Here is a 14820-nt window from a genome sequence, read left to right on the forward strand (position 1 = left end):
AGGAATTAATAACTAGACAATAACTAATCGAATAGAAAAAATTTATTTACAATTATATAAAGACACACATTTAATATTTATGCAAGCTTTCGAGCCATTGCAAGGTATTCTAAATTATTTTAAAAACTAAAAAAAAGATAAAATGTATATTCAAAATTTAAAGGTATTTATTAATAGTAAAGTTAAAATCTTATTAAAGAACAGATCATAAAAATGAAGCTTATATTTATAAGTGGACCTTCTGGGAGCGGTAAAACAACTTTATCAAATCAAATAATAAAAAAAATTAAAAATGGTATTGTTTTAAGTACCGACAATTACTATAAGACAGGGTTAATAAGTAAATTACTATCAAAATTTATAGAAGGTTTTTTTGATAGAAGTATTAGTTTTAATAACAAACTATTCAAAAAAGATTTTGATTTTATTTATAAGAATGGAATTGCAATTTATGATCGCTATTATGATTTCGAAAAGAAAACAATTCAAAAGATCTTAAAAGAAACAAATAATATTAGTGTTTTAATAGTTGAAGGTATTTTTGCTAAAGAATTCTCAAACACTTTAAATAATAAAGATTATTATTTTTTAGAAATAAAAACTAAAAAAAATGAGTGCATGAAAAGAGTTGTACAAAGAGATATAAAAGAAAGGGGGAAGGATAAAAAACAAGCTGAAAATGATTTCTTAAAATCTTGGGACATTTATTACGAAAAATTCAAGCCTAATAGAATAAAAAACAATACAAATAAATTCATTATTAAAAAAAACACTGATCTAGATCACATTCTGAAAAAATTATTTAATTAATTCTTTAATTTTTTTCTCTAATAATAAAGCGCTTAAAATTGAGCCTTCAATTCTGCCAAATCCCTCTCCTTTAAACCAGTCTCCGCAAAATCCAATTCTATATTTTCTACTAAGTTGTAAAGATAATGGGATTGCAATGCCAGAAGGCTGTGAAGCTCTCCATTTCATAATAGATATTTTTTCATCAAAAGTTAATTTATTTACTACAGAATTATCTTCAAACAGTTTATTGAAATTTGTAATTATTTTTTGTTTAAAAACCTCTTCATCTTTTGCATTTAGATAAGAATTAATTAACTCTATATTTTTTGAATGTACTACAATTCCTAATTTGTTATTATCTTGAAGCTGAAAAATAATTCTTTCAAATCGATATTTTTTTTCTAAATTATTGTTTAAATAAAAATACCTTTGTTTTTTAGAATAAAAATCTTTATAACTATAATTTGCTTTTGTATAAATTAAAAAAGTTAACCTAGGAATAAATGTTTGTTCTTCTAAAAAATTTAATAGTAAATCTATTTTTTTATCATAATTTATAGGAATAGCTTTTCTTAAGGGAATTTGATTTATGTTTAATATTTTCAATGATCTTTTATGTAGCAACAAATTAGTTGAACAAATAAGATATTTAGACTTGAATTTGTCACCATTTTTTGATGTTAGTACCCATTCCTGATCATTAAACTTCAAATCAACTATTAAAGTTTCAAAGAAAAAATCAATTTTACCTTTTAAATTATTTGACTCAATAATCTTATTCGATAATTCACTCATGGAATCTAAAGATAGATAATTAACTCCGCAAGAAAATTCAGATTTTTTTGTGGATTCTAAATTAGAATTTTCATTTAAAAAAAATATTTCTGAATCGTCAATTTTTATACATTTATTTTCCAATAATTCATCAATATAATTTTTTAATAGAAGATTATTTTTACTGTTAGAAATATTAAAATTTGGAGAACCATGGTTTAGTTCCCATCCTTTATATCTTTTGCTTATTCTTGTACTTGATCTCCCTCCAAGTCCACGACCAATTTCAATTAATGCAACTTTTTTTGTAATATTATTTTTCAGATACTTAGAAGCGAAAACACACGCAGAAATACCGCCACCTATTATTAATAAGTCATAGGTAAAATCACTTTTCATAGGTTTAATATTGACAGAAATTATCTTTCATTTTCTAAAAAACTATAAACAGAATCAAGTTTTTCTGATGTTGAAAAATCAGATTCAATTAAAGGAGTAATATTATGATTTTTATAAAAACTAACTAAATCACTTGTGAAATCAAAAAAATTATCTAAGCCATATAAACACTTTTCTGATATGTATACCTCTTTCCAAGGACGAAATTTAAACCGCGCTATAAATTGTTTAGAAGGAATAAATAAACTTCCAAATAAATTCAATTTTTGATCTTTTGCTATCTTCTTGAGATAATTCACCTCATTCTGAAGAACTTTAATATCTGTGCCATATTGAAGCCAAATTGAATTTATTAATCCAGTCGAAATTTTTCTTTCGAACCTTTCTCTTTCTGAAGAAACATTATAATATTTTTTCAAGTATGGATTGTAAGCTATACCTAATTTAACTTTTAAATTTTTTTCTTTTTTTAAATAAGCTAATACATCAACTGAGTCAAAGTTTTCTTTCTTATTTGATCCCGACACAAGTAGAATTTCATAATTTCTATTAATGTGCGCATTTTTAACAAAATCTAAAAAAACCTGATATGATTTTTCTTTACTTTTTGAATATTGATGATAAAGGCTATAGTGATAGGTCACATTAAATTCATTATATTGTTTAGATATATATTTAATAGTTGAATTAAATAAATCCTTCTTTATCAGTCCTTTGCATGGAATATTGATATTTTTTATATTATTTAACTTGCAGAAATTAAGTTTATTTTCTAAATGAGAAATATTTTTAAATGACAATTCAAATCTTATATTATTGTTCATTATTTTGTATTAAAATTTCATCCGGTAACATATTAACGAAAACACGCATCTGCTACGATTCTTATTTTTGAAGACGTTTTTTTATTCTTACCCTTTAGCAAATAACTGGGGGAAATCTCCAATGCCGCTTTAAAAGAAATTTTATCTTCTGCAGATTTTGCAATAATTTCATTAAAACATTTCCAATTTTCTGGTATTAATAAACCTGGCCATGATAAATAAAGACCTGCAAAAATCCCTAAAAATAGGAACAAAAAAAACCTCATAACAAATAACTTAAATTTTACTTATTAATATAAATAAAAAACAATGAATCAATTGTATAGGAAATAATAAATAAATTATTTCCTTTCTTCTTATCGTAGATATTTAATCTATGAAAGATTTTCATGAACTCGAGAGGTTAGAATATCAAAAAAGTATTATTTTAGAATATGGCTAGCCAGGATTATCTAATAGCAATAGCTTTAATAGAGCAAAACTTAGTTAGAGCAATGCCTCTTGGAGGTAAAGAAATTAAAGATAATTTAGAGGAAACAGAAAATTTCAAGAAACTTGGAGAAGAGGTAATTTTAAATCTTCTAATGAGAGTGTTTCAAAGAAGTGATGAAGGGGCTTTAAAAAGGGCTTCTGAAGAAAAAGGTTTGCTCCTGGTTCATATGCATCCTAAAAGAATGCAGAAAGAGCTTCCTTTCATTAAATCTGAATGGATAAGAGACGGAGATACACATCAGTTTCTAAAATACCTTGGCAATCTCTCAAAAGAAGTATGGACTGCATCTTTCGTGAAATACAAAGGGATTGAATTTACTTCTATCTCGAAAAATGATGAAATCTAAAAAATAATAAAAAAAATTTTTTTCAAAGAATTTCTTTCTTTATAATATTATTTTCCCTAGTGACTCTAAAACAGTTTCTACCATTACCAAAATCAATTGAGGAATAATCAAAATCATTTTTTATATGCAAGGCGCAATTGCCCTCAATACATATACAAGATTCAATAATTTTCCTCTGAATAATATCATTAACGTAAGGTTCCCTCTCTTTCTCTTCATCGAAATGCGGGCAGGCAATACCTTCAACTATGCCTAAGCAATCAATTATGGCTAATTGTTTAGCATAAGAATCAGTTATTCCTTTATCAAACCAACAAATAGCCCCAGCACTTACACCACTCATTACAATTCCTTTTTCATAAGCATTTCGCAAAATTTTATGTAAATTCCATTCTTTCCAAACAGCTAACATACTTTTTGTATTTCCTCCGCCAACATAAATGATGTCTTGAGTTAAAACTTTCTCTTCTAAGTTTTCTGTTCTAGAGAAGAAATCAATATGGCTTGTTATACAATCAAGTTTAGAAAACGCTCTATAAAAATTTAGTTTGTACAAACTACTATCGCCAGATGCTGTTGGAATAAAGCAAATTTTAGATCTTTTTTTATTACTTAAAGAAACTATATATTTTTCAATTTCAAGAGAGCCTAATGAACGTCCAAACCCACCTCCCCCAATTGCGACTATATTTTTACTAGGCATATTAAATAAAAGATTTGTATATGAATTTAAGACAAATTACCATTAAAGATCAACTGGAATTAAAGAAGGTTTATTTTGATTCAATTCAATCTTTAGATGAAAAAATTTATAGTCAAGAACAAAAAAGAGCCTGGTCAAGCCAAGCCTGGGATAACCCAAATTTTGATAAATCAATAATTAAAGGAAAAGGTTGGCTTATAAGTAAACAAGGAATTATTATTGCTTTTGCTATAAGATATCCCACCGATAGAATTGCGTTATTTTACTGTAAAGGTAAATTCCAAAGAAAAGGTTGCGGCTCTAAGTTACTTTATAAATTAGAAGATGAAGCTAAGAAAGAAGGTTTAGATTCTCTTTATACTGAAGCGAGCTTAATAAGTTATGAATTATTTCTTAAAAATGAATGGAAACTTATACGTAAAGAAAAAGTTATTATAAATAACATTTTTTTTGAAAGATATAAAATGACTAAAATTATAAAAACTAATTAATTAATAAATGTCTGGCAAAAGCAAGGGATTAATTCTGATTCAAAGGGTTCTAGTTTGGGCGTTATACTTTTTTTCGGGATTTATACTTTATTCAAACCAAGGTATTTTGCCTTCAATGATAATTACTTTCTCACGAATTATTTATCCATTATCTATTTTTTGGTTACAAATAAGAATTAAAAAAAGAACCAATTTTCTGCCTATTGATTCAAAAATGACAACTTCGCAATTGTGGTTCAATTTATTACCCGTTATTGCATCTCTATTAACTGTAATTTTTTCTTTAACTAATTCTTTTTTATATATCCTAGGAAAATTAATTAACTCTTAAATTAAATAAATTAATTATTATCTATTAGCCTTAGAAATTTCTCTCATAAAAAACATAATGTAAAGAAATTTGTCTTTTACTTAAATTTGTTTAAATTTTAAATAGTGATCAATAAAATCATGAAAAATATTTCATTAAAGGGAAATATTAATTTTGATAAAAAAAAAGATATAAATGATTATGAATTATTCTCTTTAAAAATCACAGATAGTTTATATAAAAAAGATATTGGGAAATTCCTTGAGACTCTCTCTTCTCACTTTATTTAAAATAATATTCTTATTCTGATCTTCAAATTCAAACAGTCCCATTAATAAATAAGTATTTGAGGGATAATAAGTTAAACCTTAATAATACTAAAATGCAATTATTTCTTGCTGACTGCCAATTCCCAGATATTGAGAATCAAGTTAAAGCTTATCAATTATTTGTAGAAGCTTGGGAAAACGGTGAAATTGCAAAATCAGATAAAACAGACAAATTTGAGATGTTATTTAGAGTTCATGCTCCAGGAGAGGGTAGAGTAGTTTGTTTATGTAAGGCACAGAGTGATAAAGAAATTTTTGAGCATTTTGCTCCATGGAGAGCCAAATTTGGCATACATATGGAATTTACACCTGTAATAAGTTGTCAAAATGTTGTTGATTACCATAAAAATCTGTTCGAAACTTTAGGGTAATTAGCTTAAATCTAAAATTTATCGTGATTAATCCTTTTTCCAATCTTATTTATAAAAAAAAAGATAGAAATTTTTCTTCTCCAAAAAGTAAGCTTAAGAAAGAAGAAAACGTCAAATCTAAACCATTAATAATATTTGGTTTTATCATCTCATTAACATCCATCTTTTTACTTTTATTCACCATTAATAATAAATTTGGATGATATATGAGTAATTAGAACTATTACCTAAGAACAAATATGTTCTATTATTAATTTAAAAATAACTAGCTAAATGGCGTTTAATGAAGGGGGGATGGCATCGGGCCTTCTTATCATCGCAGTATCAATAGTTTTTGCTGCCGGTTTTGGATTTTTGGTCTTGCATTTTGTGCCTGGAACTCCTTTTTAGGTTATCCAATTGGATTTAATTCCCAAAATATCTTAAACATTAACAGTCTCTAGATCCTGCATTTGATCATCATCAGAATTAGATTTCTTCTTTAATCGATAAGCATAAACTAAAGATCCTATAGTTATGGTACTAGAGGCAAGAATCCCAGATATGAGTATCAATGCAAAAAGTCCACCTATTAGTCCCCCTTTTAATCTAAGCAAATTTGATTTAATTAAAAGTATTGATAAAAAAACAATCGTGGCTTTAAGAGAAGAGATTTTCAAAAAAGTAAATGGATAAAAAGGATTTAACAACATTTCCTTATCAAAATATAGAATTTAAATTGATTCTAAAAATAAATTTTAAAAACCGCATAAAAAAAGACTCAAATGAGTCTTTTAAAAATCTATATTTAATTTGATGGTTTATGCATCAGGGTCAAAATTCTTTAGGTTTGGACCCGCCACAAGACCAACAAGACCAAAAAGGACTAAAGAACCAATTCCAAAGCCTGCTGCCCATGGATTGAAACCACCTAAAGCAAAAGAAGCTAATAAATTCATGATTTTAAAACATAATATCTCCGAGTAAGCATACAGATTTTTATGAAAAATATACCTATATTGAGACATTTCTTCGTAATTATTAGATTCTTTTATCTATCCCTTTATTAGAAATCCACAAAATTTTTATTATTTGTTTTATTATCGATGTATTACTATTTTGTTGGCGCACTTTAAGGCCACTAAAACTGTTTTTTTCTAATGACTTTCAACTATACCTTTATTTATGATGGAGAATGCCCATTCTGCAATCATTTTGCTGAGCTCTTAGAAATCAAAAGCAAGATAACTAATATTAAAATTCTTGATGGCCGTAAAAATTTAACTCTAATTAAATCCCTCTTAGACAAAGGTTATGACCTTGATAAAGGAGCTATTCTCCTAAAGGATGAAGATATCTTTCATGGGGCAGATGCAATTAATACTATTTGCAAGCAGATAAATAATCCCTCCAGTAGTTTACTTTTGTTACTTTCTAGAGTGTTTAAATCAAATAAAAGAACAAATTTGATATTTCCTTTACTAGTTAGAGCCAGAAGATTAGCATTAATATCAAAAGGTATATCAATAGCTCTCGTTTAAAAATAAAAACTTTCTAAATATTAAATAACATATTTATAAGCTTCTGTATCAATAAATGATAATTTTTTATTTCTTAGCTAGAACTAGGTGGTAACAACTAGTATTAAATGATAGAAAATTTTAATCCCTTTATTTCATTAGGCGGTGATAACCAAAAAGTTAATCATATGGCTGAAGCGGCACTTGAAATGAATTTAACTTGCAATGATTTAAAGAAGGATTTAAATTTAACTGATGGTGATGTAGTAGATATGTTGCAACTAGTCATGGATAGGTTTAAAAATAGTAATTAAGTTTATATCGTTATTAATTAATCACTACATATATATAATTTTTTAATGAAAACAGTACAAATTGAGTTTTCGAAATATGAATCAGTAAACTTTTTATGGCCTGAATTAATAGAAGACTACGGATTCGACAAGGCCAGAAAAATAATTTCTCAAGCTATTGACTTACAAAAAATGAATGGGACTAAAAATATCACCATGCCAATCATATTTTCAGGCACAGGAGGACTAGCTCTAGTACCAATAAAAATGCTAGAAAAAGAAAAATTTAAAATTAGTTATAAAGATAAACAAGTTTTAATATTTAATCTAAAAAGAAAGTCATTTCAAATCTTAAATGAAGCAAACTAATCTAGATTAGTATCTTCTCGATAAAGCCAAAATTACCCTATAGTCTAGTAAAACAATTAATTGATAATGACTTTTGAAGCGACCTACCTTGGTTCAAATGGTTGGCTTATAAAATTTATAAAAACCAATTTAATTATTGATCCTTGGCTCAAAGGAGATTTAATATTTCCTCCAGGGGAGTGGTTTTTTAAAGGATCATTAGAAGAAGAAATCTCAATAGATAAAAAAATAGATATTATTTTATTAACCCAAGGATTACCTGACCACTGTCATGTTCCAACATTAGAAATGTTCAGAAAGGATATTCCTATAATTTGCCCTAAAAGTGCTGTTGAAACATTAGAAAAAATTGGTTTTAGTTCAATTAAAATGCTTAAGCCAACTGAAAAGACTACTCAATTTAATTTAAGTTTTGAAGCTTCTGCTGGGGCTCCAGTACCACAAATAGAAAACGGATATATTATCAAAGACGATCAAGAGAATGGGTTTTATATAGAGCCCCATGGATATCTTGATGAAAATTTAAACAAACAAAATCTTGATGCAGTTATTACTCCTACGAAAAATTTAGAATTACCTCTAGTTGGTTCTTTTGTAAAAGGTGCTGATGTAATACCTAAATTGATTAACAAATTCAATCCAAAATATATACTTTCAAGTACCGTGGGCGGTGATGCAAAATATTCAGGCTTTTTAAATAAATTTATTTCAGTTCAGGATTATGAAGAGGAATTAAATTGTAATCTTGTAGATCTAAAGAGTATGCAATCTATTATGATTTAAAATGATCCAAAAAGATCTTTTATTTAGTCATTTAACTTGAAACTAAATCTATCATAAAAGGAGTTCAAAAAATTCATTCATTTTTTTTTACCTCAATACTCTTATTAGCTTTAAATAGTAGCTATTTATGTGAAAATTCAAAGCTTAATCTTGTTATGAGAAATAATATTAATGGTGACTTTTCCATAGTAGAAAAGATATCTGAGTTAAGGCCAGGAGCATTTATAAATATTAATTGGAATAAAAAAAAGCTTATGCTTCCATACTCTTTAAAAAAAGATTATGTTTCCTTTACAGATAAAAAATGGGACTGGAGGTACCAATTTAATAAGGATGGATCGGCAGATACTGATAATCCTTCTTTATACGAGCTACTTCCTTCTGGGGAAATTAAAACACATTTTTGTGAAGCAGAAAACAATAGCTCAAACTTATAATTTCAAAATAATTTTTATAGATTAATTAACTTCTTAACTTCTTTGTAAAGATGAACAAACCAAAAAACCAAAAAAGTATTTCAAGATATGTAAAACTTGAAGATTACAAAGTTTTTGATTATGAAATTCCAGAGATTTTTTTGAACTTCGTAATTAAGAAAAAGGCTGTTAATGTTACGACAAAACTAAAATTGGTGAAAAAAAATAAGAATACCAGAAATCTTATTCTTGATGGTACGGATATATTAATAAATAAAATATTTATAGATGACTTACTACTAGAAGAGAAATACTACAAACAGCAAAAAAATAAATTAAAAATTAAAAATATAAATAAAGATAATTTTTTACTAAAAATAGAAGGAATAATTAAACCGAAGGAAAATACATCCCTTTTAGGAATGTATGAAAGCAATGGAATTATAACTACGCAATGCGAGGCAGAGGGATTTAGAAGGATAAGTTTTCACTCTGATAGGCCAGATATTCTTAGCAAATACACCGTTAGAATTGAGGCAGATAAGAATGATTATCCTGTCTTACTTTCAAATGGTAACGTCGTAAAAGAAAATAATCTTACAAATAACCGACATGAAATAATTTGGGAAGATCCATACCCGAAACCCTCATATCTATTTGCATTAGTAGCAGGGAAACTTAATTGTGTAAAAGACAATTTCATAACAAAATCGAATAAAAAAGTAAAAATAAATATTTATGTTGAATATGGCGATGAAAAATATGTTCAACATGCAATAAGTTCCTTAAAGAAATCCATGAGATGGGACGAGGATAAATATAACCTTGAATACGATTTGTCATTGTTCAATATAGTTGCAGTAAGGCACTTTAATATGGGAGCCATGGAAAATAAAAGTCTCAATATTTTCAACTCAAAACTAATACTCGCTAATTCTGAAACAACAACTGATGAAGAATTAGAGAGAATAGAAGGGGTGATTGCACATGAATACTTCCATAATTGGACAGGTAATAGAGTAACTTGTAGGGATTGGTTTCAATTATCTCTAAAAGAGGGTTTAACAGTATTCAGAGATCAACAATTCACTTCAGACCTTCATAATCATGAAATCAAGAGGCTTGAGGACGCAAAATTTCTAAGAAGAAATCAATTTAGAGAGGATTCAGGTCCAACATCTCATCCTGTAATGCCAGAAAAATATCAAGAAATAGACAATTTCTATACGACCACGATATACGAAAAGGGGGCAGAAATAATTAGGATGCTTAATAAGCTTGTAAAAGATGAAGATTTCTATAAAGGATTTAGTAATTACATCTCAACATATGATGGAAAGGCTGCAACAATAGACCAATTTGTCGATAAAATTTTAGAGCATAATAAAGAAATCGATCCTAATGAATTTAAATTCTGGTACAAGCAAAATGGCACACCAAAACTTAAATTCAAGAGAATCTGGGATAAAACAGACGAAAAACTTACCATTCAAGCCTCTCAAAGTAATTCAATAAAGAAGAACCCATATAATGATTTACCTCTAATAATTCCTATAAATCTGGCTATATTTTGCGGTGAAAATAAAATAATAGAAAAAACAGTTGTTTTAAAAACAAAAAAACAAAAATTTATTTTTAGGAATGTAAGATCTCACCTCCAAATCCCTTTAGTAACTTATTTTCGCGAATTCTCTTCACCAGTAGAGTGGGAATCAGACACTACTTTGGATGAAAATTTTTTAATCTTAAAATATGAAAAAGATTTTTTTACACTATCTAATACTGTAAAAGTATTTTATAAAAAAATCATTTTATGCAGATTAGATAAAAAACCAGATCATAAAATTGAAAATAAATTAATAAGTACCTTAATATCATTCATAAACAATAAAGATATTAATTTATCTCTTTTATCAGAATTACTAAGCATTCCGACGTTTGCTGAAATTGAATCAGAGATGGAAAATATAGACCCTTTAAAAATATATAAAACTATTGACGAATTAAATCATTTATTCGGTACCAAATTAAAAGAAGAATTATATTTTAAGCTCCAAGAAATAGAGAAAAATCTAGATAAAGTTTGGCCAGAAGGTAAAAATGAAAGAAAACTAATAGAAACTATTTGGAAACTACTCTTGCACAGTGATGATGCGGAAATTAAATGCAAAATAATTAATTATGTCGATAGTAATTCTATGACGCTAGCAAAAGCTGCATTGAATTCTTTCAGTAGGGTTGATTGTCCTGAAAGAAAAATTATTTCAAATATATTCTTCAATAAATGGAAAAATAATAGTGTCGTTTTGGATAGTTGGTTCTCATTCAACGCATCTATAGAAATTGATAAAACAACAAACAGCATTGAAAAATTATTTGAAAATAAGTTTTTTGACTCAAAATCACCAAACACTTTAAGAGCTATATTAAATACTTTCGTAACAAGAAATAGTACTTTTCATGCAACTGATGGTTCAGGTTATAAATATATTGCAAAAAAGATAATTAACTTTGATAAATTAAATCCAATCGTAATTTCACGTTTTGTGAAAGTATTTAGTAGATACAATTACTATTCAGAACCTTACAAAAGTAATATGATAGAAACAATAAAGCAGATTAAAAATAATAAACTATCAACAAATACTAAAGAAGTATTAGATGCAATAATAGAGTGATTAATTAATAATATTTAACTAAATATAATAATAACTATAGTAAATATTAAAAATAAAATAAATACAAGATACTTATTAATAAAAATATAATCAAATACATTTTTATTATCTTTATTCCACTTTTTGTTTACGTATTCCTTAGTTATAAATTTATTAGGTCTGCCACAATATAAACATGTTGGGGAAGTTTTTAAAATTAAATTTTTACATTGAGGGCACTTTTTTTTTTCCATAATTTAATCTTACTGAATAAAATTGAAATCAGAAACAATAAATAATTTAAATATTATTTATTATATTTTGAATAATTAAATATCATTGCAAAAAAGAATTTGATTCTAACTATTTAAAAAAATTCAATATAATAAAAGATTAGTATTTGGTTTGAAATGTTTGCTATTGCACTTGGAATGTCCCCTATCGAAAAAATCACTGTTGCAATATCTGCTTCAATTTTTATAGTAGCTTTTACATGGGTCTCCATTAAGGGAGATTTAAGAAAACTTGCTAATGAACTAATTGAAGATAATGAAAATAATCAGGATAATTAAAAAATCTATTAACCTACTTTGCATGCAAACTAGGATAATCAATAATATGCCTAATTTCTTTTAGAGAAGAACCATAGATTTTTTCACCATTTAAGTGAACACCAATCCATTTTTCCTTTTGATTAAAAAAATTACTTTTAGTAGTATCCCTCTCGAGATAATCTTTATTACCCCAATTTAGAGTTATATCCCAACCTTTATAATTTTCTATCATTGTGAAATAGAGAACATAATCAAATAATACCCTGAGAGACATAGAACAAAAACAAAGGAAATAAGTATTTTTTTCGTTATTTTTATTTAATATTTATTACTGACTTTTATTTTACGAGCAGCTTCATCTGCATTTTTTCTAGCCAAATTAATGTCAGAATTTGAGGAGAGAACAACACCCATTCTTCTACCTTTTCTAGAAACTGGTTTGCCAAATATGAGCACTTTAGTCTTTTCAAATTCTAATGCTTCATTAAGACCCTCATAAATAGGATTTAGATACTCTTGGTTAGAAAGTATAACTCTGGATGCAGAGGGTTCTATTAAATCTATATGCGGTATTGGTAAATTTAAAAAAGCCCTTAAATGTAATTCAAATTCATTAATATTTTGACTAACTAATGTAACCATACCAGTGTCGTGTGGTCTGGGAGATAATTCTGAAAATATAATCTCACTTCCTTTTATAAAAAACTCTACTCCATATAATCCAGCTCCATTAAGGTTATTTAATATTCTACTTGTCATTCTCTTAGCTTCAATAATTAAGGACTCGTTGATCTCTATAGGTTGCCAACTACATTGATAGTCTCCATTAGATTGAAGATGTCCAATAGGTAAACAAAAAATATTTTCACCATTTTCTTTTCTTACAGTTAGAAGAGTAAATTCAAAATCAAAATTAATAAATTCTTCAATAATTACACCATTAACCTTCCCTCTTGAATTTGCTTGTGCTTGTTTCCAAGCATTTTGTAAATCATTTTTTGTTTCAACAAAACTCTGACCCTTTCCTGAAGAGCTCATTAAAGGCTTAAGTAAAAGTGGGAATCCAATTTCATCTGCTTTTTTTTCTAAATCATCAAATTCAAAAATATAATCAAACTTTGCAGTTTTTATTTTTAAATCTCTTGAAGCTAAGTCTCTAATTTTATCTCTATTCATTGTAATTTCTACAGTTCTGGCGTTGGGAACAATATTGAATCCTTCAACCTCTAGTTCTTTTAAGGCCTCAATTGAAAGTGCCTCTATTTCTGGGACAACATAGTCAGGCTTAAATTCTTTTATAACATTTTTTAAAATATTTTTGTCTCCCATATCAATTACTTTAGAAAAATCAGCAACTTGCATTGCAGGTGCTTTTTCATATCGATCAATTGCAATAACTTCTAATCCTAATCTTTTGGATTCTATTACTAATTCTTTTCCAAGCTCGCCACTACCAAGCAATAAAATTCTCTTTTTACAAAAAATTGATTCTTTCATATATATAAGACTTATTCTTCATCACCAGAAGGTTGTGAAGATGTATCATCTGTAATTTTTTTATCTTTAGAATAACTAAATAAAAAATTTCTACCAAACCAATTTTGACTTCGTATGCTATTAGTTATTGATCTTGAGATTGCTCCTAAAAAAAAGAATCCAATCATTGCCCAAATAATTCTTTCTAAAGCAATTGCAGGTGAAAAACCTTGACCGGAATTAATAATTTCAGTGAGTGGGTCTAAAGGGTCCAAATTTAAACTAATTAATAATATTAATTATAAAGGATTAAATAAATGAAAAATTAAAACTTATAAAAGAAATAACCAAAACCATCATATAAATTAAACACAATAAAGTATATACAATGTTATCTTCAAAGGGTGATTTTTTTTAGACATGCAAGTTGACGTACAAAATACTACTGTTCTTTCAGCAGACGGATCATCCATAAAACTAGGTGAATATTCAGGGGAAGTAATCTTAGTTGTTAATGTAGCTAGTTATTGCGGAAATACTGCTCAGTATGAGGATCTTCAAAAGCTACATGATTTATATTCAAGCAAAGGATTAAGAATACTTGCATTCCCTTGTAATGATTTCGGAAAACAAGAACCCGACTCTCTTTCAGAAATAAAAGATTTTTGCACAACAAAATATGGAGTTAAGTTTGAAATCTACGAAAAAGTTCATGCCAAAGGCAACACCACAGAACCATACACAACCCTTAACAAAGTTGAACCTGAAGGAGATGTTGAATGGAATTTCGAGAAGTTTCTGATAGGAAAAGATAGTAAAGTAATTGCAAGATTCAAACCAGGTGTTAAACCGTTTGACGAAAACTTAATAGCAGCTATAGAAGTAGCTTTAGATTCATAACAATCTTCTTATAATTCAAATAAAAATATTAAAAATAAAGA

At 27.2% G+C, this 14820-nt stretch carries 23 protein-coding genes; 14 read left to right on the forward strand and 9 right to left on the reverse strand.

What is annotated here, in order from left to right; translation table 11 throughout:
* The first annotated feature begins 213 nt into the window (after positions 1-213).
* Positions 214-810: a uridine kinase family protein gene (locus tag HA149_RS05185; protein WP_209113646.1), complete on the forward strand. Its 597-nt coding sequence runs from the start codon at positions 214-216 to the stop codon at positions 808-810.
* On the opposite strand, the gene HA149_RS05190 is transcribed toward HA149_RS05185, so the two are convergent.
* The 3 genes from HA149_RS05190 to HA149_RS05200 are packed head-to-tail and all read right to left on the reverse strand — an operon-like array spanning position 799 to position 3055.
* On the reverse strand, positions 799-1965 hold the full coding sequence (locus tag HA149_RS05190) for an NAD(P)-binding protein (protein ID WP_209113648.1): 1167 nt from the start codon (positions 1963-1965) through the stop codon (positions 799-801). The genes HA149_RS05185 and HA149_RS05190 overlap by 12 nt on opposite strands.
* A 20-nt stretch (positions 1966-1985) precedes the next feature.
* Complete coding sequence (locus HA149_RS05195) at positions 1986-2789, reverse strand: hypothetical protein (RefSeq protein ID WP_209113650.1); 804 nt, start codon at positions 2787-2789, stop codon at positions 1986-1988.
* Between the two features lie 32 nt (positions 2790-2821).
* The gene (locus HA149_RS05200) at positions 2822-3055 is read right to left on the reverse strand and encodes a hypothetical protein (RefSeq protein ID WP_209113652.1); all 234 of its coding nucleotides are present in this window, start codon (positions 3053-3055) and stop codon (positions 2822-2824) included.
* 168 nt (positions 3056-3223) lie between these two features.
* On the opposite strand from HA149_RS05200, the gene HA149_RS05205 reads away from it, so the two are divergent.
* Positions 3224-3628, forward strand: a complete 405-nt coding sequence (locus HA149_RS05205; RefSeq protein ID WP_209113654.1) for a hypothetical protein — start codon at positions 3224-3226, stop codon at positions 3626-3628.
* A gap of 22 nt (positions 3629-3650) precedes the next feature.
* On the opposite strand, the gene HA149_RS05210 is transcribed toward HA149_RS05205, so the two are convergent.
* Positions 3651-4331 (reverse strand): peptidase E, encoded by a 681-nt coding sequence (locus tag HA149_RS05210; RefSeq protein WP_209113656.1) that lies wholly within the window; start codon positions 4329-4331, stop codon positions 3651-3653.
* A gap of 20 nt (positions 4332-4351) precedes the next feature.
* Between HA149_RS05210 and HA149_RS05215 the strand changes: the two genes are divergently transcribed.
* From HA149_RS05215 to HA149_RS05230, 4 genes are all read left to right on the forward strand, one after another.
* Positions 4352-4822: a GNAT family N-acetyltransferase gene (locus HA149_RS05215; protein WP_209113658.1), complete on the forward strand. Its 471-nt coding sequence runs from the start codon at positions 4352-4354 to the stop codon at positions 4820-4822.
* A 7-nt stretch (positions 4823-4829) separates the two neighbouring features.
* Complete coding sequence (locus HA149_RS05220; protein WP_209113661.1) at positions 4830-5153, forward strand: hypothetical protein; 324 nt, start codon at positions 4830-4832, stop codon at positions 5151-5153.
* A 119-nt stretch (positions 5154-5272) separates the two neighbouring features.
* Positions 5273-5422, forward strand: a complete 150-nt coding sequence (locus HA149_RS05225; protein WP_167315823.1) for a hypothetical protein — start codon at positions 5273-5275, stop codon at positions 5420-5422.
* A gap of 92 nt (positions 5423-5514) precedes the next feature.
* The gene (locus tag HA149_RS05230) at positions 5515-5832 is read left to right on the forward strand and encodes a DUF3303 domain-containing protein (protein WP_209113663.1); all 318 of its coding nucleotides are present in this window, start codon (positions 5515-5517) and stop codon (positions 5830-5832) included.
* Between the two features lie 422 nt (positions 5833-6254).
* On the opposite strand, the gene HA149_RS05235 is transcribed toward HA149_RS05230, so the two are convergent.
* Together HA149_RS05235 and HA149_RS05240 are read right to left on the reverse strand one after the other, a co-directional pair.
* On the reverse strand, positions 6255-6524 hold the full coding sequence (locus HA149_RS05235; RefSeq protein WP_209113665.1) for a hypothetical protein: 270 nt from the start codon (positions 6522-6524) through the stop codon (positions 6255-6257).
* A 108-nt stretch (positions 6525-6632) separates the two neighbouring features.
* Entirely contained in the window at positions 6633-6770 is a 138-nt protein-coding gene (locus HA149_RS05240; RefSeq protein WP_002806597.1) for a hypothetical protein, read from the reverse strand.
* Positions 6771-6971: 201 nt separating this feature from the next.
* Between HA149_RS05240 and HA149_RS05245 the strand changes: the two genes are divergently transcribed.
* From HA149_RS05245 to HA149_RS05275, 7 genes are all read left to right on the forward strand, one after another.
* The gene (locus HA149_RS05245) at positions 6972-7352 is read left to right on the forward strand and encodes a DCC1-like thiol-disulfide oxidoreductase family protein (RefSeq protein WP_209113667.1); all 381 of its coding nucleotides are present in this window, start codon (positions 6972-6974) and stop codon (positions 7350-7352) included.
* A gap of 107 nt (positions 7353-7459) precedes the next feature.
* On the forward strand, positions 7460-7645 hold the full coding sequence (locus HA149_RS05250) for a hypothetical protein (RefSeq protein WP_011818521.1): 186 nt from the start codon (positions 7460-7462) through the stop codon (positions 7643-7645).
* A 45-nt stretch (positions 7646-7690) separates the two neighbouring features.
* Positions 7691-7993, forward strand: coding sequence for a hypothetical protein (locus HA149_RS05255; RefSeq protein WP_209113669.1), 303 nt, complete (start codon positions 7691-7693; stop codon positions 7991-7993).
* Between the two features lie 66 nt (positions 7994-8059).
* Positions 8060-8776, forward strand: a complete 717-nt coding sequence (locus HA149_RS05260; protein WP_209113671.1) for an MBL fold metallo-hydrolase — start codon at positions 8060-8062, stop codon at positions 8774-8776.
* Positions 8777-8931: 155 nt separating this feature from the next.
* Positions 8932-9213 (forward strand): hypothetical protein, encoded by a 282-nt coding sequence (locus HA149_RS05265; protein WP_209113673.1) that lies wholly within the window; start codon positions 8932-8934, stop codon positions 9211-9213.
* A gap of 50 nt (positions 9214-9263) precedes the next feature.
* On the forward strand, positions 9264-11870 hold the full coding sequence (gene pepN, locus HA149_RS05270; protein ID WP_209113676.1) for an aminopeptidase N: 2607 nt from the start codon (positions 9264-9266) through the stop codon (positions 11868-11870).
* A gap of 389 nt (positions 11871-12259) precedes the next feature.
* Positions 12260-12421: a photosystem II reaction centre N prot gene (locus HA149_RS05275; protein WP_209043109.1), complete on the forward strand. Its 162-nt coding sequence runs from the start codon at positions 12260-12262 to the stop codon at positions 12419-12421.
* A 13-nt stretch (positions 12422-12434) separates the two neighbouring features.
* Here the strand turns inward: HA149_RS05275 and HA149_RS05280 are convergent, their stop codons facing one another.
* The 3 genes from HA149_RS05280 to HA149_RS05290 form a co-directional block, all read right to left on the reverse strand.
* Positions 12435-12635, reverse strand: coding sequence for a hypothetical protein (locus tag HA149_RS05280; RefSeq protein ID WP_209113678.1), 201 nt, complete (start codon positions 12633-12635; stop codon positions 12435-12437).
* Between the two features lie 86 nt (positions 12636-12721).
* Entirely contained in the window at positions 12722-13900 is a 1179-nt protein-coding gene (purT, locus tag HA149_RS05285) for a formate-dependent phosphoribosylglycinamide formyltransferase (RefSeq protein ID WP_209113680.1), read from the reverse strand.
* A gap of 11 nt (positions 13901-13911) precedes the next feature.
* The gene (locus tag HA149_RS05290) at positions 13912-14154 is read right to left on the reverse strand and encodes a lectin subunit alpha (RefSeq protein ID WP_209113682.1); all 243 of its coding nucleotides are present in this window, start codon (positions 14152-14154) and stop codon (positions 13912-13914) included.
* A 145-nt stretch (positions 14155-14299) separates the two neighbouring features.
* On the opposite strand from HA149_RS05290, the gene HA149_RS05295 reads away from it, so the two are divergent.
* Positions 14300-14779 carry a glutathione peroxidase gene (locus tag HA149_RS05295; RefSeq protein WP_075536671.1) on the forward strand — a complete coding sequence of 160 codons (480 nt, stop codon included), beginning with the start codon at positions 14300-14302 and terminating at the stop codon, positions 14777-14779.
* Positions 14780-14820: the final 41 nt, after the last annotated feature.

It is taken from the genome of Prochlorococcus marinus XMU1406 (assembly GCF_017696055.1).
In the GTDB taxonomy this organism is placed as follows: Bacteria; Cyanobacteriota; Cyanobacteriia; order PCC-6307; family Cyanobiaceae; genus Prochlorococcus_A; species Prochlorococcus_A marinus_W.

What these genes read in the sequence shown, in the direction of transcription:
- HA149_RS05185 (WP_209113646.1), top strand. Translation starts at nt 214, where the DNA reads ATGAAGCTTATATTTATAAGTGGACCTTCTGGGAGCGGTAAAACAACT.
- HA149_RS05190 (WP_209113648.1), bottom strand. Translation starts at nt 1,965, where the DNA reads ATGAAAAGTGATTTTACCTATGACTTATTAATAATAGGTGGCGGTATT.
- HA149_RS05195 (WP_209113650.1), bottom strand. Translation starts at nt 2,789, where the DNA reads ATGAACAATAATATAAGATTTGAATTGTCATTTAAAAATATTTCTCAT.
- HA149_RS05200 (WP_209113652.1), bottom strand. Translation starts at nt 3,055, where the DNA reads ATGAGGTTTTTTTTGTTCCTATTTTTAGGGATTTTTGCAGGTCTTTAT.
- HA149_RS05205 (WP_209113654.1), top strand. Translation starts at nt 3,224, where the DNA reads ATGGCTAGCCAGGATTATCTAATAGCAATAGCTTTAATAGAGCAAAAC.
- HA149_RS05210 (WP_209113656.1), bottom strand. Translation starts at nt 4,331, where the DNA reads ATGCCTAGTAAAAATATAGTCGCAATTGGGGGAGGTGGGTTTGGACGT.
- HA149_RS05215 (WP_209113658.1), top strand. Translation starts at nt 4,352, where the DNA reads ATGAATTTAAGACAAATTACCATTAAAGATCAACTGGAATTAAAGAAG.
- HA149_RS05220 (WP_209113661.1), top strand. Translation starts at nt 4,830, where the DNA reads ATGTCTGGCAAAAGCAAGGGATTAATTCTGATTCAAAGGGTTCTAGTT.
- HA149_RS05225 (WP_167315823.1), top strand. Translation starts at nt 5,273, where the DNA reads ATGAAAAATATTTCATTAAAGGGAAATATTAATTTTGATAAAAAAAAA.
- HA149_RS05230 (WP_209113663.1), top strand. Translation starts at nt 5,515, where the DNA reads ATGCAATTATTTCTTGCTGACTGCCAATTCCCAGATATTGAGAATCAA.
- HA149_RS05235 (WP_209113665.1), bottom strand. Translation starts at nt 6,524, where the DNA reads ATGTTGTTAAATCCTTTTTATCCATTTACTTTTTTGAAAATCTCTTCT.
- HA149_RS05240 (WP_002806597.1), bottom strand. Translation starts at nt 6,770, where the DNA reads ATGAATTTATTAGCTTCTTTTGCTTTAGGTGGTTTCAATCCATGGGCA.
- HA149_RS05245 (WP_209113667.1), top strand. Translation starts at nt 6,972, where the DNA reads ATGACTTTCAACTATACCTTTATTTATGATGGAGAATGCCCATTCTGC.
- HA149_RS05250 (WP_011818521.1), top strand. Translation starts at nt 7,460, where the DNA reads ATGATAGAAAATTTTAATCCCTTTATTTCATTAGGCGGTGATAACCAA.
- HA149_RS05255 (WP_209113669.1), top strand. Translation starts at nt 7,691, where the DNA reads ATGAAAACAGTACAAATTGAGTTTTCGAAATATGAATCAGTAAACTTT.
- HA149_RS05260 (WP_209113671.1), top strand. Translation starts at nt 8,060, where the DNA reads ATGACTTTTGAAGCGACCTACCTTGGTTCAAATGGTTGGCTTATAAAA.
- HA149_RS05265 (WP_209113673.1), top strand. Translation starts at nt 8,932, where the DNA reads ATGAGAAATAATATTAATGGTGACTTTTCCATAGTAGAAAAGATATCT.
- pepN (WP_209113676.1), top strand. Translation starts at nt 9,264, where the DNA reads ATGAACAAACCAAAAAACCAAAAAAGTATTTCAAGATATGTAAAACTT.
- HA149_RS05275 (WP_209043109.1), top strand. Translation starts at nt 12,260, where the DNA reads ATGTTTGCTATTGCACTTGGAATGTCCCCTATCGAAAAAATCACTGTT.
- HA149_RS05280 (WP_209113678.1), bottom strand. Translation starts at nt 12,635, where the DNA reads ATGATAGAAAATTATAAAGGTTGGGATATAACTCTAAATTGGGGTAAT.
- purT (WP_209113680.1), bottom strand. Translation starts at nt 13,900, where the DNA reads ATGAAAGAATCAATTTTTTGTAAAAAGAGAATTTTATTGCTTGGTAGT.
- HA149_RS05295 (WP_075536671.1), top strand. Translation starts at nt 14,300, where the DNA reads ATGCAAGTTGACGTACAAAATACTACTGTTCTTTCAGCAGACGGATCA.